The following is a 21,643-nucleotide window of genomic DNA, read 5'->3' as shown; positions in this document are numbered from 1 at the left end:
CCGGCGGTCACCTGTCCAGGGCCGGCATCCAGCGGGCGCCCGAACGGCCGGCACCGCGCCGGGGCGCCCAGGATATCCGGGGCACCGCCCGGAATCCTCGGCGTCAGAGCGACACGGCCTGCGCACCCCCCGTCGCGGGACATCACCGAATCCGTATGGGATGGTGCTGACCTGGCTCATCGGCACCCTCGCCGGTGGGGGCTTCGGGCCGGTTTTCGGTGGCGTGCCCGGTTCTGCCGCCTTCCTGCTCGCGGTGGGCAGCTCGACGACGGTGGCCTTCCTGGCCGCCCTCGCGGTGCTGCTGCGGCCGCGCTTGTCCGCCGCCACGGCGGGGCTCGCGGGCAGCGCCGCCGTGGCGCTCACCGCGGCGCTGGCCACCGGCACCGGCGCCGGCGTCGTCCACGGCCCGTGGGACCTGCTCACCGCCGCGCTGCCGGCCGATCCCGGCGGCCCCGCGCTCGCCTCGGTGGCCCTGCTGACCGGCTGGACCACGCTCGCGGCCTGCCTGCTGGCCGCGTACAACGCCGGCCCGCTTGTCCGCGCCGTGCCACCCCTGGTGACGCTGCTCGCCGCGCTGGCCCTGGGCGCCTCGGTCGAACCGCTGCCGGCCTGGTACGGGCCGGTGCTGGTGGGGCTCGGCGGTGTGCTCGTGCTCACCGGCCGCCGGCCACGGCCGGGCGGGCTCATCCTGGCCGTGGTGCCGGTGGTTCTCGCAGTCCTGGCGGCCGTCACGCTCGGGCCGCACGCCCCAGGTGCCCGGTTGCGGGAACCGCTGGAGGCACAGGCGTTCGTCCAGGCGCCGGTCCAGCCCCGTAGCGGGGTCAGCCCGTTGCAGCAGTACCTCGCCCTGCGTGACGACAGCCGGCCGCTCAGGATCACCGGCACGGTCAGCCGACCCGGCAGCCTCCTGCGGATGGCCACCCTGACCCGTTTCAACGGCCGGTACTGGACGGTCGACGGCGACTTCCGCCGAGCTGGCACCACCCTCAGCGACAGAGCCGACAGCGCGGAGCCCGACACGACACGCAGGATCGCCGTGACGCAACAGATCCATCTGGCCGTCGGTGATCCCGACTGGCTGCCCGTCGCCGGCCGGCCCACCCGGATGAGCGTCACCGGGCTGGCGGTGGACGGGACGACCGGGGATCTGGCCGTCCCCACCGGGGGGACAGCACCGCGCGACTACTCCGCGACATCCACGATCCTCGACGCCCGGGYGGACGAGGTTCTGACGGACGAACCGGCGGCGGCGCCCGAGCCGCGCATCCCCGATCCACCACAACTGGTCCGCACCTTCATCGACAACACCATCGCCGGGAAACCACGGGGTTCGGCACAGCTCCTGGCGCTCTACCAGCAGTTCACCAATAACAGCGAGCTCGCCGGTGGACGTAAGTTCAGTTATGATCAGGCCGAGAAAGTGGCGGGTGGGCACGGATATTATCAGATCCAGCGCCTGCTTGAGGACCGTCGCGGAACAAGCGAACAATACGCCAGCGCATACGCCGCGATGGCCCGCTGGCTCGGCTTCGACGCCCGTGTCGTGATGGGATTCCGACCCGAATACGACGGAAATTCCTTCGTCGCCACCGGACGCGACGTCGACGCCTGGGTGGAGGTCCGTTTCGCCCGGCTCGGCTGGGTCACGCTGGACCCGAGCCCACGGGACAACCCGATCGGGAGCCGGMAGGACCCGGCTCCACTCAGTGGGCAGAATCCGCAGGCGGACGATCCCCTGAAAAAAGCCGGCGCGACGGCGCCACCACCCTCCGCGACAGGCGGGACGGACCTTGCCAAGAAGCCGGCGACAGCCCCGGCCCGCCCCTCGTCCCTTCTTCGCGCGGTGCTGACGAGCATCGCCGTCGTGCTTCTGGTACTTCTCATACCCACGGTGGTGCCGGTCGCGAAAGCATTGCGCAGAGCCCGCCGACGCCGGGATCCTTCAGCGCGCCGTGTCGTGCTGGGCGCGTGGTGGGAAACGCTGGACCGGCTGCGCGAAGCGGGGATTCCGGCGACACCGCTGCTCACCACCGGTGAGGTGGTCCAATTGGCGGACCACCTGCCCCGCCTGCGGCCGTTGGCCGGCCTGGTCGACCAGGCCGGCTACGCCCCCGAGACACCAGCCCCCGGACAACAGGCCGAGGCGTGGGCGATCTCCACCGTCATCAGCCGGCAGCTTCATATCCGTATGTCGGTCAGCCGCCGGATCCATGCTTTCTTCGATCCCCGGCCGTTGTGGTACGGGCCGCGGCCGCACGTATTCCACCATGGCCATCGGACGAAGCTGTCAGAAAACAAGAAAAAATCCACCGTGCCAGCACGGATCACTGCTCTGACACGTCGTTCAGGATAATTCGTCGTGACCGGCATAAAAATCACAGGGGAGAACAGGATGAAAAAGAAGGTTCCCGGCCCGGGCACTGCCGTGAGCCTGCCAGCCGGCCTGCCGGGGGTACCGAAACCGGGAAACAGCAGGAGGACAACAGCTCCGAAAGCAGTGGCCCCGGGAACAACGACTCCGGGAACGACAATCTCGGAAACAGTCGTCCCGGAAAAAGCGACTTCGAAAACAGTAACCCCGGAGGCATGCCGTGGCAGAGGTCTTCCGGGGTCTTCGTCAGTCATCCTACCACGAAGCCACTCATGAGCACCGACGCGCACCTGCCGCCGGTCGCCGACGCACTCTCGTCCGCACGCCTCACCTCCTATCTGCGGGCCCGCGACAGGGATCTCGCCGCGGGCATCGAGCTGTACGAGTGGAACATCGCCGTCTCGGGTGCCTTCCACGAGGCCCTCGGGATCGTCGAGGTCGTCCTGCGCAACGCGCTCCACGACAGGCYCACCGACTACCACGCCGCCCGGCCCGGCCACTGGTACGACGACCCCGTGGGCATCCTGTCGGAGAGGGCCCGCAGGGACATCRGAGCCGTACGAGCGCAGATCCGCGAGATGCGCCAACCGGAGACACCCGACCGCGTGGTGGCCGGGCTCAACTTCGGCTTCTGGAAATTCCCGCTCGCGAAACGCCACGAGACGACCCTGTGGAGCGGGCACCTGCGGCACGCCTTCCCGCACATGAAGCGTCAGCGCCGCGGCGATGTCTACCAGGCGGTCGACAGGCTGCACACGTTACGCAACCGGATCGCCCACCATGAGCCCGTCCACCGCCGCGACCTCCGCGCGGACACGGAGACCATCCACCGCCTGCTCGGCTGGATCGACCCCGACGTGCACGCCTGGGCGCTGCGTTCCTCCCGTCTCGAAGCCGTCCTGGCGACCAGGCCGCCCGTCCGGACCGGCCCGAAGGGTGGGAAAGGCACCGGGTAAGGGCCGCGTCGCGCTGGCCGGCCTGACGGACAACGGTCAGTGGCAACGGTCGATGACACCGGTCGGACTGGGAAACATGYCGGGCTGGGAGCCGTCGGCCGGGCGGACTCCGCACCCGGTTGCGGGCGCTGTCTTTCGCGGGTGTGTACTGCATCCCCCACCGATGTGGCGCTGGCACGGTCCGGTATGGCTGACGAAGCCGTGACCGCCACGCGCGAGTGCCCCGGGCTGGGCCAAACAGGCAACGGTTGTGGGTTCAATAGGGGTATGGCAGTAGTCGGCTGGGTGGCGTTCGGAATTCTCCTGTTGGTGTGCGTGGTGGCGCTGTACGACGTCCTGCAGCGCCGGCACTCGATCCTGCGCACCTTTCCCGTCATCGGGCATCTGCGCTTCCTGCTGGAGGATGTCGGCCCGGAGCTGCGCCAGTACATCGTGACCGGCAACGACGAGGAGCGGCCGTTCAGCCGCGACCAGCGCCGCTGGGTGTACGCCACGGCCAAACGGGCCAACGCCAGCTTCGGCTTCGGCACCGACAACGACCTGGAGCTGTCGGCGAACTACCTCATCGTCAAACCGGCGGTCTTCCCGCTGCCGGCGCCCGCGCCCGACGACGACCGGCTGGAATGCCGCAAGGTGCTCGGCGCGGCGAGCGGCCGGGCCCGCGCGTTCCGGCCGGCGTCGGTGGTGAACATCTCGGGGATGAGCTTCGGCGCGCTGAGCGCGCCGGCGATCGCCTCCCTCAACAAGGGCGCCGCCATCGCTGGCTGCCTGCACAACACCGGCGAAGGAGGCGTCTCCGAACACCACCTACACGGCGGTGACCTGGTCTTCCAGATCGGCACGGGCTATTTCGGCTGCCGCACACCCGACGGCCGGTTCAGTCTCGAACGCCTGGTGGAGCTTGTCGACCGGCATCCGATCCGCGCGGTGGAGATCAAACTCAGCCAGGGGGCGAAACCCGGCCTCGGCGGTGTCCTGCCCGCGGCGAAGGTCACGCCCGAGATCGCCCGCATCCGGGGGGTGCCGGTCGGGCAGACCTGCGTCAGCCCGTCCACCCATTCCGCGTTCAGCGACGTGGACAGCCTGCTCGACACCGTCGAGGAGATCGCCGCGGCGACCGGGCTACCGGTCGGGATCAAGTCGGCCGTGGGCGAGCTGGGCTTCTGGGAGGACCTTGCCAACCGGATGGTGTCCACCGGCCGTGGGGTCGACTTCATCACCATCGACGGGGGCGAGGGCGGCACCGGCGCGGCACCGCTGGCCTTCAGCGACCATGTCGCGCTCCCGTTCAAGCTCGGCTTCAGCCGGGTGCACCGTATCTTCGCCGCCGCCGGGCTCGATGAGCGGATCGTCTTCGTCGGCTCGGCCAAACTCGGCTTCCCCGAGACCGCGCTGCTGGCCATGGCCATGGGCTGCGACCTGGTCAACGTCGGCCGGGAGGCGATGCTGGCCCTGGGCTGCATCCAGGCGCAGCGCTGCCACACCGGCCGCTGCCCCACCGGGGTGGCCACCCAGTCCCGCTGGCTGACCCGCGGGCTCGACCCCCAGGACAAGGCCGCCCGGGTCGCCAACTACGTCGGTGGGCTGCGGCACGACCTGCTGCGGCTCGCGCACGCCTGCGCGGTCAGCCATCCGGCCCTGGTCACCCTCGACTCCTTCGAGATCMTCGACGGACACTTCGGCTCCCGACCCGCCGGCGAGGTCTTCAGCACCCCCGGCGCCGGCACCGCGAAAAAGTGGGACGACCGGGTGGTGTGACGACGCGGGTCCGGCGATCACTCCAGGGGGGACATGACGGGTGACGCGGACTGCTGCTCGGGTACCGCGGCGGTCACGGCGGGGCGGATGCCGAGTTCGTCGAGTCGTTCCCACAGGGAGGCGAGCGCAGCTTCCGGGTGCCGGTAGTAGGCCGAGCCGCGGACCCGCCAGAATTTCCATCCCTGATCCTGGAGCATTCGCTGGCGGCGGAGGTCGGCCTCCCACCGCTGCGGACCGTGGAACTTCTCACCGTCGCATTCGACGGCCAGCCGGTCGTGCTCACCCTGCACGACGAAATCGATGCGGCAGCCGCCGGCCTCGTGCTGCGGGCGTACCCGGTAGCCTCGGCGCAGCAGATCCYGCAGGACACGTTTCTCGAAATCGCTCTCGCATTTTTCCTCGAGGGTGGCGGCCTGCGCCTGCGGGTCGTTGACGGCGTATGCGTAGGTGAGCAGGTGTCCACGCACGTCGTCGGCGTGCAGCGCGCCCGGGTCGACGCTGTGGAAGATCCAGAGCTGGTTGCGGGCCCGGCTGGCCGCCACGTTGATCCGCTGCTGGTCGGCCTTTTTCGTCGCGGCCGACMGGTTGTCGTCGGCGACGACGGAAATGAAGATGACGTCCCGCTCGTCGCCCTGGAAATTGTACGGGTCACCTACCCGGATTCGCCGTTGTTCGTATTCGTCGCCRCCGAGCACGGCGAGCAGTTTCTGTTCGATCAGGCGGCCCTGCGCGTTCCCGAGCAGTGTGACGACGCCGAATGTCATCCCGTCGTACGCCGGGTCGTCCCGGCAGCCGAGAATCCGCTGGACCACGGCGGACGCCTCGGGCTCGTTGACGTCCCCGTACTGTCCGCGGGTACGGACCCCGTCGGGCACGCGGACGGGGTGGACCGGCGAGCCGATCCCGAGGTCGGTGCCCTCCCGCAGGGGGAGGATTCTGCCGGCGTAGAAGCGGTTCGAGAACTCGATGATGTCCGGCATGCAGCGGAAGTGCTCGCGTAGCAGCACCACGTCGGGAAACACCCTGGTGGCGGTGTCGTAGAGGCTGGCCTCGACATCCAGGAGGGAACGCTGCTGGAGGTCGGGAAGATGCGTCTCGATCAGCTGGAACACCCGGGACCGGTCGACACCGACCGCCGCCGGACTGATCTGCTTGTCGTCCCCGACGACGACGACCTTGCGGCCCAGCGCCAGCACTCCCATGGACAGCACGTCGCACTGGCTGGACTCGTCGACGATGACGACGTCGAAGAGATCCGTCCGGCGTGGGTCGAAGCTCTGCAGCACACGGTGGATCGGCATGATCCAGACGGGGACGGCGCCCATCGCGGCGGGCATCTGCTCGCGCGCGTCCGCCTCCCACCTGCGGGCGAACTTGCCGGTTCCCCTGCCGATCCTCGCCAGCGCCTGCAGCCAGCCCATCAGCGCGCGACGCTGCTCCTCGCGCAGGTTGGCCTTCATGCCGAGCCGGGCGGAGCGGACGGCGACGTCGAGGACGAGCCTGCGGACAGCGGCCGTCGCCTCGATGATCCGCCGTTGGAGGACGGCGGCGTCACCGCGTTCGAGCAGGRCGTCCAGCCAGGTCTGGGCCTGACGCCAGCGCCACAGCTCGGGCAGGTCCGGCGCCGAGCCGCACACGGCCGTGTCCCCACCGCTGCCGATGATCTTTGCGGCCCACAGGGGAGCGACAGCGGCGAGCCGGCCGGCGAGCGCGTCGCGGCGGTCCAGCGCCGGCCGCAGCTCGGTGAGCCGTTCGATCTCGTCACACGTGGCCGTCCAGGCAGAGAGGTCGTGCCGGTCACGCCGGTCGAGGACGTCGCGCAGCGTCCCCCACAACGGTCCCGGGTCCGGCTGCCCACCGCCGCCGCCGAGATATTCGCGCCATCTGTCGAACCATGCCGTGAGCTGGCGCTCCTCCCCGCGTTTCGCGGCCGCCTCCAGGATGTCTCCCGCGGCGGCCAACTGCGCGGCGGTCGGCCGGGCGGGCGTGCCGGGCAGGACGGCGCGTAGCCGGTCCAGCAGCGCCGGCCCATCGGTGATCTCCCATGCGATCGCGTCGCGCAGCAGGTCGACGTGGTGTTCCAGGCTCGGTACGAACGCGGGGTCGTCGGCCGACAGCGGCGGCCCGCCGACCGTACCGACCAGATCGTGGTAACGACGTCCGGCGGCGGTGACGGTTGTCCGCTCGCGGATCTTCGCCCGGACCGTCTCGACGTCGTCGACCGTGCGCAGCTCGAAGCCGTCGACGCGGGTGGCTGCGTGAAAGGCCCGCAGCTCCCGACCGCCCACCCGGGGCACGCCCCGGCCGGCGGCGAACCTCTCGGCAAGATCGTTGAGCGTCGCCTCCTGGACGCGGGGATCACCCTCCGCGACGACGACCGTCCGGCCGAAGGTCGCCCGGCGCAGCTCCACGATCGTCCGGGTCTCGGTAGCGAGCTGTTCGGCCTGCTCCGCCCAGAGGCCCGCGTATGCCCGCGACTGCGCGACCTGCGCGCGCACGGCCGCCAGCCACGGTTGCTCGGCGGCGGTGACACGGGCCGTCGCCGCGCGGACCGCGGCGAGAAGGTCGGCGAGAGCGTCGCCGCCCAACGTGTCCACCGCGGTGAAGGAGGCGCCCTGGGCCTCCAGGTCGGCGAGGTCGTCGCGCAGCTTGTCGAGCCGCCGGTACTGCTCGGCGAGCTGGCCGGCTGACGGCAGGCTTCCCCGGGCCGGCAGGTCGTGGCGGGCCGCGGCCGCGTCCGCCGCGGGGATGGCGGCGCACCGGATCAGTTCGTCGAGTTCGGCCACCGACAGCGGGGGACGCTGATGTTCGGTGAGCCGGTCCGGTATGCGGTCCCACTCGGTTTCGTGGCTGGCGAGCCAGTCGGCCACCCGGGCGGCCTTCGCCGGCCCGTCGGCGAGGGGAAACTCCGCGGCCTCGGCCGCGAGCAGGTCGACCAGCCGCAGCTCCAGCCCGCGCCGTTCGGCGTGCGCGGCGTCGAGGTCCGTCAGCAGCGCGTCGACCGTCGCACGCTCGACCCCCTCGTCGATGCTCGACACCGCGTCCATAATCATCTGCGCGGAGGCGCGGAGCTCGCCGAGGGCCGCGGAGGTGGAGCCGAGCACCGCGATCGACAGGTCACGCAGCTCGGCCGGGATCTTGTCCCGGAGCACGGCAAGGGCCTGCTCGTTGTGTGCCGTGACCAGCACCCGCCTGCCATGGGCGACGAGATGGCTCACGAGGTTCGCGATCGTGTGGCTCTTGCCCGTGCCCGGCGGGCCCTGCACCGTCACCCCACGGGACCGTTCGAGCTGGCTGGCGATGCGTTCCTGCTCGTCGTTGGTGGGCAGCGGCATCAGCAGCCGCCGCCCAAGCGGACCGGCGGCGGCACCGGCATCGTCGTCGGCTGTCGCGGTTGCGCCCGGGAGCCGGCCGGCGTTCTCGTTGTCCACGACCGCGGCAAGCGCTTCCGGCAGCACGTCACGCTCGGTGAGAACCTGCCGGAGCTCGGCGTAGAACCGCTGGTAGAGCGCTGGACGGGGACGGACGAACAGCACCCAGGTGTCCACCAGCACGGGCGAGGCCGCCGGCGGCGGGACATGGTCGGCCAACGGGCCCCGCCGGCCGAGGAGAAGCTCGGCGTCGAGGCCCAGCGGGGCGACGATCTGCCGGTACACCTCGGTCAGCCCGTCCTCGCTCCACAGGTCCGGCGGGCTCGCCCGGACGGCGTCGCGCAGCGCGCCCAGCTCCTCGAGCGCGGCGATCCCCAGCCCGTGCAACGGGTCGGTCTCGACACCGGGATAGCCGTCCGGCAGCACGCTCAGGTCCCCGTTGTCGGGATCCAGCTCGATCGCCAGGGGGGTGACGAGCAGCGGATGATCGATAAGGTGCTCACCCGGCGCCCAGGACAGAACGCCGTGCCCCCACACCAGTTCGTGGGTGGCGCTGTCCCGGGCCAGCCGCAGCCGCAGGTCGTACAGCCGCTGGTAGAGCAGCCGGGCGGACCGCGCGGGACGGGCGGTGTTCGCCCATGGCTCCCACTGCTGCGTTATCCAGGTGGAAAGCTCGGCCCGCAGGCGCTGTGGGTCCTCACCGTCACGTGCGCAGGCCTCCTCGAAATCCGCTGGCAGCGCCGGCGGGTCGGGCAGATCGACCGTGACACCCGGCAGGTGGTCCGCCAGCCGGGCCGGTAGCACCGGCGGTGGCGGCTCCACCGCCTTGCCCACCCGCAGCCAGGACGACCGGGTCGCGCTCGGGCCCAGGGCGACCGCCGGGTGCGTCGGGACGTCACGCGGCCGGGTCAGCGGCGAGTCGTAATCCGTCAGCCGCCGTTTCGGTTTCGTCGACAGCTCCAGCGCGAGCGCGGCCAGGTAGTCCAAAAGGTGCAGCGACCGCGCCTTCACCTTTTCGTCGTACCCGACCACTGTGTCTCCCCACGCGCAGGCACCCGTCACGGACAGGACGTTTCTATCGGACGGATCCGACATCCCCCGACACGTCTGGCCCACGAGATGCGGGCCCGTACCGTACGGATCACCCGAGCGGGCCGCCGCCAACCATACGTGCAGAAGAGACTACGGCTGGTCCCCTCGAGAAGGAACCGGATCGGTGCGGCAGGAACACCGTGGGTGTCCGGTCCGCCGGCGCCGGTCGCAGGCCCGCACGACAGGGCTCTGTCGGTGCGGCCGGGTGTCGAACCAGGAGCCGAGACCACAGCAGCGGGCCGACGATCACAGGCACACGGTCGCCGCGGTCGGGCGGCCCGGAGAGCAGGGCGGGCGCCGGGACCCGCGGGCGGTCAAGCCGGGCTTCAGCGCGCTGCCGCATGATCGGTCAGGTCACGATCGGTTGTGTACGGCGCGGCGGCCACGCTTCGTCGCCCGGAGAAGAGGGCGGAAAACCCTGCCATGACCAGCCCACGCACGCCGTCCGGCCGCCAGCGGCGRCTGCCCGTCCACCCGCCTGCTGTCTCCCGCCAGGCGGACTCGACGTGGCTGTTCGGACGCCACCTGCGGCGGCTGCTCACCGGTGCGCGGGCAGCCCTGCGCTGGACCGGCTCGACGCTGGTGCTGGTGGGCGAGACGGCCGTGTTCGTCTGGACGGGATGCCCGGTCCGGCCGCCGGTCGGGCCCGTCGAGAACCGGCCCTGCCCGTCGACCCCGCCCGGCCATCCCGAGCGGGTACCGGCCGAGCGCGTCCCCAGCCCGGCCGAACGCGGGCTGTGGCGCGGACTCGACGACATTCCCGATCCTTTCCCGGTCCACCCGGAAGCATCCGACGGCCCATATCGGTGACCGCCGGTACGAAGTGGCGGGTGACAGGGCCGCGGCCCGCGGAGACGGCTGAATATCGATATCGCTGTCCGTCACATCGTCTCCCGGGCTGTCTTCCGGGCCGGCCCGCGTATCCGGACCGGTGGCATCCCCCGCGGTTTGGGAGTGCTTAAGCAGCTGGGACCACGCTGGCTGTGCGGAGCAGAAAGCACCACGGAAGCCGGGCCCGGCGAATCTGACGAAACGGTTCCGGACAGCGTTCAGGACAGAACGGAGCACACAACATGGCGGATCTGCCCACCCGCTATCTCGGCAAGCTCGAGGTAAGCGCACAGGGGCTGGGTGGCCTGGGCATCAGCGAGTTCTACGGGCCGACCGACGACGCCGAGTCGCTGGCGACCATCCGGCGCGCACTCGATCTCGGCGTGACCCTGCTCGACACGGCCGACGTCTACGGCCACGGCCACAGCGAGCRGCTGATCGGCCAGGCCATCGCCGGCCGGCGTGGCGAGGTGGCGGTGGCGACGAAGTTCGGGGTCCGCCGAGCGGACAACGGCATCGGCCAGGAGGTGCGGGGTGACCGGGAGTACGTGCGGGAGGCGATCGACGCGTCACTGACCCGGCTCGGCGTCGACCACGTCGATCTTTACTACCTGGCCCGGTTGGACCCCAAGGTGCCGATCGAGGACACTGTTGGCGCGCTGGCCGAGCTGGTCGAGGCCGGCAAGGTCCGCTATCTGGGGCTGTCCGAGGTGGGTGCGGGGACGCTGCGGCGGGCGCACGCGGTGCATCCGATCACGGCGCTGCAGAGCGAATGGTCGGTGTGGACCCGCGGTATCGAGGAGGATGTCGCTCCGACCGCCCGCGAGCTGGGCATCGGCATCGTCGCCAACGCCCCGCTGGGCCGGGGTTTCCTCACCGGCCGGTACCGCAGCCGCGACGTGTTCGGGCCGGACGACTTCCGCTTTCTCGCGCAGCCGCGGCTGACCGCCGAGAACCTGCCGCACAATCTCGCCCTGGTGGACCGGCTGGCCGCGATCGCCACCGAGCGAGGGGTCACCGCCGGTCAGCTCGCGCTGGCCTGGCTCGCCCACCGAGGCCCGGACGTGGTGCCGATCCCGGGTACCCGCCGGCAGGACCATCTGCTGGAGAACCTCGCCGCCGTCAGCATCACCCTGACCGACGAGGAACTGGCCGCGATCGAGGCGGCCATTCCGCCGGAGGAGGTACGGGGCACGAAGCTCACCGATTTCAGCCTTCAGTTCGTCGACCTGTGACACGGTCGGGGACCATGACCACTGTTCCCGCCTCGGTCGTCCATCAGGCCTCGATCGTCCACCAGGCATCAGTCGTCCACCAGGCATCAGTCGTCCACCAGGATGGCCTGGTGCAGTTCGCGTACGGCGCGGCCCGGCTCAAGGCCAAGTTCGGCGACAATGGTGTGCCGGGCACGCTGGTAGACCTGCAGCGCGGCGGCCCGCCGGCCGCTGCGGTGCAGGGCCAGCATGAGCTGGCGATAGAACACCTCGTGCAGCGGGTATTCGGCGACCAGATTCCGCAGGAGGCCGACCAGTTCCCGGTGCCGGCCGAGCCGGAAGTCGCATTCGACCAGATTCTCGTAGCATTCCAGCCGCAGTTCGTCGAGCCAGGCGACGAAACCGTCGACGATCTCGCCCCCGCGCTGGTCCTCCAGGACCCGGCCGCGCCACAGCTCCAGCCCGCCGGTCAGGGACGTGGAGGCCGACTCGTAGTCACCCACCCGGAAGGCCGCCCGTCCCTCGTCGAGCAGCCGCAGGAACTCCAGCAGATCCAGCTCGTCCGGGCCGACCCGCATGAGATAGCCCGGTGAACGGGTCACCAGGTCGGAGCAGTCCCGACCGTTGGCGGCGAGGAACTTGCGCAGCTGCGAAACATAGACGTGTAGTCCGGCGACAGCCCGGCGCGGAGGTGAGTAACCCCACAGTTCCGCGACGAGCTGTTCCGTCGAGACCACCTCGTTCGCCTTTATGAGAAAAACCGCAAGAAGCGTCGCCACCTTCCGAGCGTTGATAGACGCCACCCGATCGTTCTCAATTATCCGCAACGGGCCCAGCAACTGGAACATGGGATCAGACCTCCGCAGACGAGTGGATTTCGTCGACCGCAGTCGACTGGCCCCCGTTCCGCCCAGTCTCACATACTCATCCACTCCCGGCATCGGAGGAACCCCATATCCGTTCACGAATTCTCGGCCTGGAAGTGGTAACGGAGGACACATTGTTTCTTATTCATGTCTGAAGTTCTGCACCGCTGTGACGCCGCCGACGCGACATCAGCCGGGCCAGAGCCGCCCGGGAGGGGACCTGCGAGCGTGCGGTGGATACGGGCCAGGCGCAGCTGGACGGTCCGCGGGCTGGGATTCGGCTCGTCGGCGATCTCCTTGTTCTTCCGGCCGGTGCCGGCGACGTACGCGATCTCGCATTCGCGGCCGATGAGCGAGGTAGCCGGTAAGTGAGGCGGGCAGCGGGTGTGCCGGCCCGTCCGCGGGCCGGTGTGGGGTGGTGGGCCGAGGCCGTTGCCCCATCGCCGTCGGCGGCCACGCCGTCGGCAGCCACCCTGTCGGTGGCCAGGCCGTCGGCAACCACGCCAGCCCCCGTCCCAGCAGGAGGAACGGCGGCAGCACGGTCCGGCCGGTGGGTACGGCCAGCGCGGCGCCCCGGTCGCGGTGACGCTCGGCGTCACAGCGATACCCCAGGCACGCTCTGTACACCCGAGCGCGCCCGCGGGCCCGAACACGCCTGTGTCCGGGCACACCTGTACCCGGGCGCACCTCGCGGCGCCCGGGATGCGCCGCGCACCTGGACCGGCGGGGCAACGGCCCCCAGACGGACCGGAACACCTCGGCGGGCAGGAAGAGATGATCACCGGGCATCGTGGTGAAAATTCCCCTGTTGTTCCGCAGAACGACACAAAAAAGCAACGGATCTGGAATCAGACGCCAAACACTCCACACCCGTTCGGCACACGGGGAACGGACCCACGGCATGGGTCCGCCGCTGAAGGGGCTGGATTATCGGTGGGAGCCGAAGGAGCGGCTCGGCGACAAGGGGAGGTGTGCCGCCGGACAGGAAGCACTCACCACTGTGCCGAAGTCGACGTGGCGACGCCGGAACAGATTTGCGGCCTGCGACCGCGGGACGGCGTACGAATGGCCGGCATTACACCGGCGGAAACGGGCTGTGACGCCGCACCTCATCCGCCGCGTCCTCCCAGCCCAGCCCGGTGTGTCGACGTCCGCACCGTACCGGTGTGATGCTCCAGTTTGCAAGAGCCGAGTGAGTCAGAAAGCAATAACACTGGGTGACCGGAGGCCGGTGGCAATAATCGACATCAGCGCCTCCAGTTGACCGGCGCGCTCCGGTGCCTGCTCCCGGACCCAGGCAATGGCGCTGACCAGGGCGATCACCTCGTCGACCCCGATGTCCGCGCGGACCTCCCCGGCGTGCTGGGCCCGGGTGAGCAGCGCCGCGGCGGCGTTGTCCACGTTCTTGCAGGAGCGGTGCAGCGCGGACCGCGCGTCGCGGGGTCCGTTGAGCAGGGCGGCTGCGACACCACGATAGGTAGCCACGTACGCCATCAGATCGGACAGCCAGGTGATCAGGGCGGTACCCGGGGCCTCGGACTCCAGCAGCCGGTCCGCCTCTGCGCAGATGGCGGTGGTGCGGTCGTGCACCAGCGCCTCCAACAGCGCCTCCCGGCTGRCGAAATGCCGGAACAGCGTGCCGATGCCGACACCCGCGCGCCGAGCCACCTCGTTGAGGGATATCTCGTCGTCCTGGCTGGTCATGGCCTCCCTGGCCACGGCGAGGATCCGCTCCCGATTGCGCCGTGCGTGGGAGCGCATCGGCCGCCCGGTGGCCTCCGCCAGGTCACTCATGCGCGCCGCCACCCATGCGAAACCTCCCTGCCTCGACCAGACTCCTTAGCCTATGAACTTCGACCCGCACAGGCGGCGTCTTCGCCCCTGTCGGCCCCCTCCGGAGCCGTTGCCGTCCCGGCGTCCGGACCTGCCAGTAGTTACTGCCCGCATTCACTTGACGCCGTCATGACGGCTGGTAGGCTCGACATTGGCTGTTTGTAGGCAACTAATTGTTTTACTCGACACATCCGGGCAGACCGGATGGCAGTCGACCAGAATTCCGGGCACCATAACTCCGTGTCAGTGGTGACACGATGCTGTGGCGGTCCGCCGTGACGCCGATCCAGGTGCCCGATACCGGGCCGGGGAAACCGGTTCTCAGCATCGGATCGCGTACGAACATCGTCGGTCGTTATTCTCCGTTACCCGAGGGGACGGAGCAAGGCGCACCGAAGTGTCGGCCCCGGTCCGGGATCGGGCCCGACCGCCCAGACAGAACCGGGGTCGTTTCACCAAAATCAGCGCTCCGGTCCGACCATTGATCCACGGCTCCGCACGGGGTTCGGGGTGGAAGTCCGAACGCGGTGGGATACATCCGGCCGCGGCAACATGGACGGAAGCAGGTCACAATGATCAGCGGAGTGATGGCCGGCACGCCGACCGGTGGGGCTGACTGGTCGTCACGGCAGCGACAGGAACGTTTCCGGGAAAATCGATCCGCCGCCCTGCGGGAATGTCTGCTGGGACGACGGGCGGCGGGCGGCGACCTGCTCGCGCGGGCGCTGACGGCTTCCCTGGCCGCGCCAACGGTGGAAAAGGTCTCGTTGCTCGCGACGTTGGGGCTGCTGGCGATGGTCGGTGAGAAGCCGCCCTCGGCGGACCAGGTCGATCTCGTCGCCCGAGCGATCACCGATGGTGACACCTTGGCGGTGGCTGGATTACACGCGGTACACGCGCAGCGGGCCGTTTTCGCCGCCGAGACCACCACCGCCCGGACCTGGGCCTGCGCGTCCGCCACCGCGGTGGACAGGCTGAGCGACGCTGAACTCGCCACCTGCCTGGAGATCGTCCCGCTGCTGGCCTGGGTGGAGGCATGCCTGGGGTGTCGCTATGACGCCGAGCGTCACTGCGACCGGGGCGCCGCGCTGGCCGTACACACCGGCCAGACCGTGCTGCTGCCGTTCCTCCTGCTGGGACGGGGGCTGGCGTGGCTGCCGACGGCGATGGGGCAACGGCCTCGGCCCACCACCCCACACCGGCCCGCGGACGGGCCGGCACACCCGCTGCTCGCCTCACTCACCGGCCGCGAACGCGAGATCGCGTACGTCGCCGGCACCGGCCGGAAGAACAAGGAGATCGCCGACGAGCTGAACCTCAGCCCGCGGACCGTCGAACTGCACCTGACCCGTATCTACCGCAAGCTCGGGATCCCCTCCCGGGCAGCCCTGGCCCGGCTGATGTCGCAGCTCGGCGACGTCACAGCGGAGCGGGAGGTCACGGCGGAGCGGGACGCCGACGGCGTATGAGAAACAGCGGCTGACAACACGCGATCCGCATACGACACCCTGCGCGGGGCCGCGGAGCGCCCGCGGAGTGCCCGCGGCGCCGGCATCACTACCAGCACCGACAGGCGCCCCGCGGGCTGGGGCAGGTTCCTCCCTCCGAAGGAAACGGGTCCTGCCCCAGGGGCCGCCGGCTCGCCCCGGGCGGGCGACGGCAGGCTTGTTCGGTCGCCCATTCCATTACAGCCTGCGTCAGGTCCGTCCAGGGCGGGCGGCGGCCGATCTGGCCGGCCCGGCCGTGCTTGCGCTCAGGCCGGTTCGACAGAGATCACACCCGCCGGGCACAGCCTGCGGGCCAGCTCGACGTTGTCCCGGTGGTGCGCCGCGGGCGTCGCCTCCAGGATGATCACGAGACCTTCGTCGTCGTCGTGCTCGAACACCTCCGGGGCGGTCAGCACGCACAGCCCGGCGCCGATGCAGCGCTCCCGGTCGGCGCGCACCCGTATCCGCCCGTTGTCGGGCGACGGGACCGGGGCGGGGCCGTCGGCCGCCCTGGTCACCACGTGACCGGCAGCGACTCGAGTCCCTGCATGGTGCCGGAGGAGCGCATCCGCAGGTCTTCGAACGGCACGGCCAGCCGCAGCCCCGGAATACGGGCGAACAGCGTGCGATAGGCGGTCTCCAGCTGCAGCCGGGCCAGGTTCTGGCCCAGGCACTGGTGAATGCCGTAGCCGAAGGTGAGGTGCTGACGGTTGCCCCGGGAGATGTCGAAGACGTGCGGGTCGGCGTGCACCGACTCGTCCCGGTTCACCATTGTCGAGGACACCACGATGCCGTCACCGGCCCGGATCACGACGTCGTCGATCTCGATGTCGTCGGTGACCCAACGGACCGCGGCAAAGTCGGTGACGGCCAGGTAGCGCAGCAGTTCCTCCACCGCTGTCTGTACCGGCACCTCGCCGGAGATGAAAGCGGCCAGCTGCTCGGGATGGGCGAACAGGGTGACCACCCCGAGCGGAATCATCGACGATGTCGTCTCCAGCCCGGCGATCATCAGCACCATGGAAAGCTGGGTCAGTTCCGCGGCGGTGATGGTGCCGGCCTGCACATAGTGGACCAGCCGGCCGATCACCCCGTCACCGGGCTCGGTGAGGTTGCGCTCGACCAGCGTGCCCAGGTACTGCGCGAGCTGGGCGCCGGCCGCCTCGGTCTCGGCCGGTTCCCGGGCCTGCATCACCCCGGCGGTGGCGGCCTGGAAGAACTTGTGGTCCTCGTAGGGCACCCCGACCAGCTCGGACATCACCAGCGACGGGATCGGCAGCGCGTAGCTCTGGACCAGGTCGGCTGTCGGGCCGGCGGCGAGCATGTCGTCGATGAGCCCGTCCACCAGCTCCTGGATGCGCGGTGCCAGCGCCCGCGCCTTCTTGAGGCTGAACTCGGGGTTGAGCAGGCGGCGGTGGATGTCGTGGATCGGCGGGTCCTCCCCCACCAGCACCAGCTTCCGGGCGGCCTGGGCCCCCAGGTGCGGCGCCATCGTGGGGTACTCCTGGCGGGTGCGGTCCGCGGACAGCTTCGGGTCGCTGAGCAGCCGACGGCCCTGCGCGTACCCGGTCACCAGCCACACCCTGCGCTTGTCCCACAACGTGACCTTGTTCAACGGGCCGCGGCTGCTGATCTGACGGTAGGACTCCGGCGGCTGGTAGGGGACGGTCCGGGGCACCGGAAAAGACGGGGCATCTTCAAGATCAACAGACAAGACGGCCTCCAACACGGCGGTCGACTGTGGTCGAACGGTCCGGGACAGTAGAACGGAAGCAACGGTAATGTTTCCCCGAACCGTCCACAAGAACACTTAAGAACGACCTTCGCCAGCTTTTGCCGGCGCTTCAGAATCGCGTTTCCGTGCCTCCCCCAGCACAATCACGGAGGCGGCCCACTCACTTTAGAAGCCGGCAAGGAAGCCACTAGGAAACGCCGTGATGATAGGTCTCACGGCCGACCCCTCCCCCTGCCGAAACGRAGCCGGAAGTGCGCGTTGGCATCAACTACCTCAGCCCCTCGACCGCCATTGACCAGGAGTCGACCCGGGAGAAGTACCGGGACTTCTTCGACCAGGTCGAATGGGCCAACGACAAAGGCTTCACCGGTATCTGGATCACGGAGCACCACTTCTCCAGCTACAGCCTGAGCGCCTCGCCGTTGCTGCTGCTCACCAAGGCGGCTGCGATCGCCCCCGACCTGCGGCTGGGCACCGGCATCCTCGTGCTTCCGCTGTGGGATCCGGTGCGTCTCGTCGCCGACGTGTCCACGCTGGACGCCGTCAGCGACGGCCGGGTCGACCTCGGCATCGGGCGCGGCTACCAGCCGCACGAGTTCCACGGCTTCGGCCGGGACCTCGCCGACAGCCGTGAGGTCTTCGAAGAGTCGGTCGAGCTCATCCTGCAGCTGCTGACCCGCTCGGAGACGAGCTTCACCGGCCGGCACTACCACATCGACACCACCGTCACGGTGCTGCCGCGGCCGGTGCAGACCCCCCACCCGCCGGTGTGGCTGGCCGCGGCCACCGAGGAGTCGACCGCCTTCGCGGTCCGGCACGGCTTCCACCACCTCGGGCTCGCGCTGTCGTCGCCGGCCGACCTCGCCCAGCGGCGGCGGTTCATCGACAGCCTGGCGGACCAGGCACCGCCGGGCGCCACCGACACGGAGTTCTCCGCGAACCGGTTCGTGTTCGTCGGCACGGACCCGGACGCCCACCGGGCGGCCGTCCGCGAGGTGGCCCGCCAGCTCGGCGCGTCCCGCGCGCTGGCGCAGGGCGGGGTGCCCGTCGACGGGGTCGTCCCCGGGCTGCTGGGCACGGTCGACCCGGCGGACGAGGCGCTGGCCCGCGACCGTCTCGTCGGCGGCAGCCCGCAGGAGGTACTGGCCCAGTTCGTCGAGTTCGCCGAGGCCGGGGTCAGCTACGTCAACGCCGCCTTCCAGTTCGGCGCGCTGCCGTCCGACGCCGCGTTCGCCTCGGCGAAGCTGTTCGCCGCGGAGGTGCTCCCGGCGCTCGCAGAGGTGGCACCCGTCCGGCCGGCGCCGCTGGCCCAACCCGTCTGAGACGATGGCGACCGCCACCGCATCCTTCCCACCCGTCCCCGCGGCGGACGGGGTGGCGCGTACCGACGTCGTCATCGTCGGTGCCGGCCCCACCGGCCTCATGCTCGCCGGCGAGCTGCGCCTCGCCGGCGTCGAGGTCGTCGTCCTCGAAGCGCTCGAGCGACCGACCGGGCAGTCCCGGGCGCCCGGTGTCTACGCCGCCACCCTGGCGGCGTGGCACCAGCGGGGCCTGCTGGAGCTGTTCGGGGACCGCCTGCGCCCGGCGGCCGCCGGGCACTTCGCCCTGCTGGCCGGCGGGCTGGACCTGCGCCCGCTCGACACCGACCGGCCGGCCGCCCTGATCGGACAGGCCGAGGTCGAGCAGGTGCTGGCCGAGTGGGCGGCCGGGCTCGGCGCGTGGATCCGGCGCGGGCACCGTGTCGTCGGGATCACCCGGGCGCCGGGCGGCGTGCGGGCGCTCGTCGCCGGGCCGGCGGGCACCTACCAGCTCGACGCCGACTACCTGGTCGGCTGCGACGGCGGTCGCAGCACGGTCCGCCGGGCCGCCGACTTCGCCTTCCCCGGCACGCCGGCGACCACCGAGGTGCTGCTCGCCGACGTCCGCGGGGTGCCCGCCAGCCAGCTGCTGACCCTGCCCCGCGCCCCGTTCCCGTTCGTGCGCAACGAGCGCGGCTGGGTCGGGCTCACGCTGCTGGACGCGGACACCACCCGGGTGTTCGTCTGCGACTTCGCCCGGGTCCCCGCCCCGGGCGGGGCCGCGCCGGCCTTCGAGGAGATCCGCGACGGCGCGGCCCGCGTCGCCGGGCTCGACCTGTCCGGCGGCGTCCCGATATGGGTCAGCCGGTTCGGCAACGCCACCCGGCAGGCGACCGAGAGCGTCCGCGGCCGGGTCGTGCTCGCCGGGGACGCGGCCCACGTGCACCCGCCGTTCGGCGGGCAGGGGCTCGGACTGGGCATCGCCGACGCGGTGAACCTGGGCTGGAAGCTGGCCGCGACGGTGCGGGGCCGGGCACCGGCCGGCCTGCTGGACACCTACCACGCCGAGCGCTACCCGGCCGTGGCCGCGGTCCTGCGTCTCACCCAGGCACAGGACGTGCTGATGAGTGGCGGGCCCGCGGTCGACGCCCTGCGGGAGGTGCTCACGCGGGTCTTCGCCGAGCCCGACGCGAACCGGCTGATGGCCGCGGAGGTGACCGGCCTGGGGCTGCGCTACGACCTTGGCGACGACCACCCGCTGGTGGGCCGGCGGCTGCCCGACCGGGCGCTGCGCACCGCGGACGGGGCTCTGACCAGCACGTCCCGCCTGCTGCACCCGGCCCGCGGGGTGCTGCTCGACCTCAGCGCGGACCCCGACTCACACCTCGACGCCGCCACCGGCCTCGACCCGGATTTCGGCGCGGACCTCGCCGTGGGCTTCTCACCGAGCCGGCTCGGCGCAGGCTGGGCCGGCCGGGTCGACACCGTCGTCGCCAGGCTCACGGAGGCCGCCGACGGTGCCCGTTCCGGCGACGAGCTCGCGCGGCTGGCGGCCGTCCTCGTCCGGCCGGACGGGCAGGTGGCGTGGGTGGCGCGGCGCGGCGACCCGCCCGACGGCGCGGGCCTGCGCACGGCGCTCACCCGCTGGTTCGGCGCCGCGGACGCCGACGCCGTCGATGCCGTCGACGCCGTCGATGCCGTCCCACCGCCGGCGGCCATCATCCCGGAACCGGAGGGAGCCAGAACCGCACCCGCCACCCTCGACCCGGCTGTGCCGTAGCAACCCGGAAGGAACCCGATGACCCCGCCCGATGTCCACCTCGCCGCCGTCGGCACGGCGCTGCCCGGCCCTCCTGTCGACAACGCGGCCCTGGCCCGCCGCTTCGGGATGGACCCGATCTGGGAGGAGTGGGTCGACACCTTCATCGGCACCCGCACCCGCCATCTCGCGGTCGACCTGGACACCGGCGAGGTCCGGTACTCGCTGGCCGACCTGGGCGAGACCGCCGGCCGGCAGGCGCTGGAGACCTCCGGGTTCACCGCCGAGGACATCGACCTCGTGGTGATGGGCACGGCGACCCCGGACCACCTGATGCCCGCCACCGTGAACGTGGTCGCCGACCGGCTCGGCATCGACGGTGTCTCCACCTACCAGCTCCAGTCCGGGTGCGCCGGCGCCTTCCAGGCGCTCGACGTCGCCCGCCAGATGCTGCTCACCGGCCGGCACCGCACCGCCCTGGTCCTCGGCGGCGACGTGATCGCCAAACACTACGACCTGGAGCTCGACCTGCGCAGCCTGCCACCGGCCGAGATGGTCAACGTCGCGCTCTTCGGTGACGGCGCCGGCGCCGTCGTGCTGACCACCGAGCCGCGCGGCGACTCCACCGCGCTGCGCACCGTGTTCACCCGGCTGACCGGGCTGCGCCGCGCGCCCGGCCAGATCCTGGAGTGGTTCGGCCCGGCACAGCGCCAGCCGGGGGGCACCGGCGCGCGGGAGGACTACAAGGCCATCGAGGCGTCGGTGCCCGTGATGGCCGAGGAGATCCTGGCCGAGCTGCTCAAGCAGCTCGGCTGGTCCTCCGACGAGGTCGACTACGTGCTGCCACCGCAGCTGTCCGGCACCATGACCGCCCGGATCATGGCCCGGCTCGACGTGCCCGGGATGCACGAGGTCACCTGCGTCAACGAGACCGGCAACAACGCCAACGCCCTGCCCTTCCAGCAGCTCGAGCGGGTGCTGCCCCAGCTCGCCGACGGCGACCGGGTGCTCGGCATCGCCGTCGAGTCCAGCAAGTGGATCCAGGCCGGATTCGCCCTGGAGAAGGTGTGAC

14 protein-coding genes are annotated in these 21,643 nt (G+C 70.8%); 9 read left to right on the top strand and 5 right to left on the bottom strand.

What is annotated here, in order from left to right:
- Positions 1–160: 160 nt before the first annotated feature.
- From BL254_RS14225 to BL254_RS14215, 3 genes are all read left to right on the top strand, one after another.
- A complete protein-coding gene (locus BL254_RS14225) occupies positions 161–2,353 on the top strand; it encodes a transglutaminase domain-containing protein (protein WP_076843533.1) in 2,193 nt (730 codons plus the stop codon).
- A 290-nt stretch (positions 2,354–2,643) separates the two neighbouring features.
- The gene (locus BL254_RS14220; protein WP_076843532.1) at positions 2,644–3,327 is read left to right on the top strand and encodes a hypothetical protein; all 684 of its coding nucleotides are present in this window, start codon (positions 2,644–2,646) and stop codon (positions 3,325–3,327) included.
- Positions 3,328–3,594: 267 nt separating this feature from the next.
- A complete protein-coding gene (locus BL254_RS14215; RefSeq protein ID WP_076843531.1) occupies positions 3,595–5,085 on the top strand; it encodes an FMN-binding glutamate synthase family protein in 1,491 nt (496 codons plus the stop codon).
- 17 nt (positions 5,086–5,102) lie between these two features.
- Here BL254_RS14215 and BL254_RS14210 read toward each other — a convergent pair whose 3' ends face one another.
- The gene (locus BL254_RS14210) at positions 5,103–9,488 is read right to left on the bottom strand and encodes an AAA domain-containing protein (protein WP_254858144.1); all 4,386 of its coding nucleotides are present in this window, start codon (positions 9,486–9,488) and stop codon (positions 5,103–5,105) included.
- Between the two features lie 483 nt (positions 9,489–9,971).
- Between BL254_RS14210 and BL254_RS14205 the strand changes: the two genes are divergently transcribed.
- The gene (locus BL254_RS14205) at positions 9,972–10,358 is read left to right on the top strand and encodes a DUF6059 family protein (RefSeq protein WP_076843530.1); all 387 of its coding nucleotides are present in this window, start codon (positions 9,972–9,974) and stop codon (positions 10,356–10,358) included.
- A gap of 263 nt (positions 10,359–10,621) precedes the next feature.
- On the top strand, positions 10,622–11,614 hold the full coding sequence (locus BL254_RS14200; RefSeq protein ID WP_076843529.1) for an aldo/keto reductase: 993 nt from the start codon (positions 10,622–10,624) through the stop codon (positions 11,612–11,614).
- An 86-nt stretch (positions 11,615–11,700) separates the two neighbouring features.
- On the opposite strand, the gene BL254_RS14195 is transcribed toward BL254_RS14200, so the two are convergent.
- Together BL254_RS14195 and BL254_RS14190 are read right to left on the bottom strand one after the other, a co-directional pair.
- Positions 11,701–12,441, bottom strand: coding sequence for an AfsR/SARP family transcriptional regulator (locus tag BL254_RS14195; protein ID WP_076843528.1), 741 nt, complete (start codon positions 12,439–12,441; stop codon positions 11,701–11,703).
- Positions 12,442–13,656: 1,215 nt separating this feature from the next.
- Entirely contained in the window at positions 13,657–14,253 is a 597-nt protein-coding gene (locus BL254_RS14190; protein ID WP_254858142.1) for a TetR/AcrR family transcriptional regulator, read from the bottom strand.
- A gap of 611 nt (positions 14,254–14,864) precedes the next feature.
- On the opposite strand from BL254_RS14190, the gene BL254_RS28395 reads away from it, so the two are divergent.
- Positions 14,865–15,761: a helix-turn-helix transcriptional regulator gene (locus BL254_RS28395; protein ID WP_254858140.1), complete on the top strand. Its 897-nt coding sequence runs from the start codon at positions 14,865–14,867 to the stop codon at positions 15,759–15,761.
- Positions 15,762–16,045: 284 nt separating this feature from the next.
- Here BL254_RS28395 and BL254_RS14180 read toward each other — a convergent pair whose 3' ends face one another.
- Both BL254_RS14180 and BL254_RS14175 read right to left on the bottom strand, forming a co-directional pair.
- Complete coding sequence (locus BL254_RS14180; RefSeq protein ID WP_083731083.1) at positions 16,046–16,297, bottom strand: ferredoxin; 252 nt, start codon at positions 16,295–16,297, stop codon at positions 16,046–16,048.
- Positions 16,294–17,457, bottom strand: coding sequence for a cytochrome P450 (locus BL254_RS14175; RefSeq protein WP_200902415.1), 1,164 nt, complete (start codon positions 17,455–17,457; stop codon positions 16,294–16,296). Before BL254_RS14175 ends, BL254_RS14180 begins: the two co-directional genes overlap by 4 nt.
- Positions 17,458–17,765: 308 nt before the next feature.
- Between BL254_RS14175 and BL254_RS14170 the strand changes: the two genes are divergently transcribed.
- The 3 genes from BL254_RS14170 to BL254_RS14160 are packed head-to-tail and all read left to right on the top strand — an operon-like array spanning position 17,766 to position 21,642.
- Complete coding sequence (locus BL254_RS14170) at positions 17,766–18,836, top strand: LLM class flavin-dependent oxidoreductase (RefSeq protein WP_076843526.1); 1,071 nt, start codon at positions 17,766–17,768, stop codon at positions 18,834–18,836.
- A 4-nt stretch (positions 18,837–18,840) separates the two neighbouring features.
- The gene (locus tag BL254_RS14165) at positions 18,841–20,592 is read left to right on the top strand and encodes an FAD-dependent monooxygenase (protein ID WP_076843525.1); all 1,752 of its coding nucleotides are present in this window, start codon (positions 18,841–18,843) and stop codon (positions 20,590–20,592) included.
- An 18-nt stretch (positions 20,593–20,610) separates the two neighbouring features.
- Positions 20,611–21,642, top strand: coding sequence for a 3-oxoacyl-ACP synthase III family protein (locus BL254_RS14160; protein ID WP_047223138.1), 1,032 nt, complete (start codon positions 20,611–20,613; stop codon positions 21,640–21,642).
- The last annotated feature ends 1 nt before the right edge of the window (position 21,643 follow it).

Origin of the sequence: Protofrankia sp. BMG5.30 (assembly GCF_001983005.1) — a bacterium.
Classification (GTDB): domain Bacteria; phylum Actinomycetota; class Actinomycetes; order Frankiales; family Frankiaceae; genus Protofrankia; species Protofrankia coriariae.
Note: the sequence above shows the minus strand (reverse complement) of the source record. Positions and strands in the feature narration are given on the sequence as shown.

Excerpts from the sequence above, each read along its gene's own strand:
- BL254_RS14195 (WP_076843528.1), bottom strand. The coding sequence starts at position 12,441 with ATGTTCCAGTTGCTGGGCCCGTTGCGGATAATTGAGAACGATCGGGTG.
- BL254_RS28395 (WP_254858140.1), top strand. The coding sequence starts at position 14,865 with ATGATCAGCGGAGTGATGGCCGGCACGCCGACCGGTGGGGCTGACTGG.
- BL254_RS14165 (WP_076843525.1), top strand. The coding sequence starts at position 18,841 with ATGGCGACCGCCACCGCATCCTTCCCACCCGTCCCCGCGGCGGACGGG.
- BL254_RS14160 (WP_047223138.1), top strand. The coding sequence starts at position 20,611 with ATGACCCCGCCCGATGTCCACCTCGCCGCCGTCGGCACGGCGCTGCCC.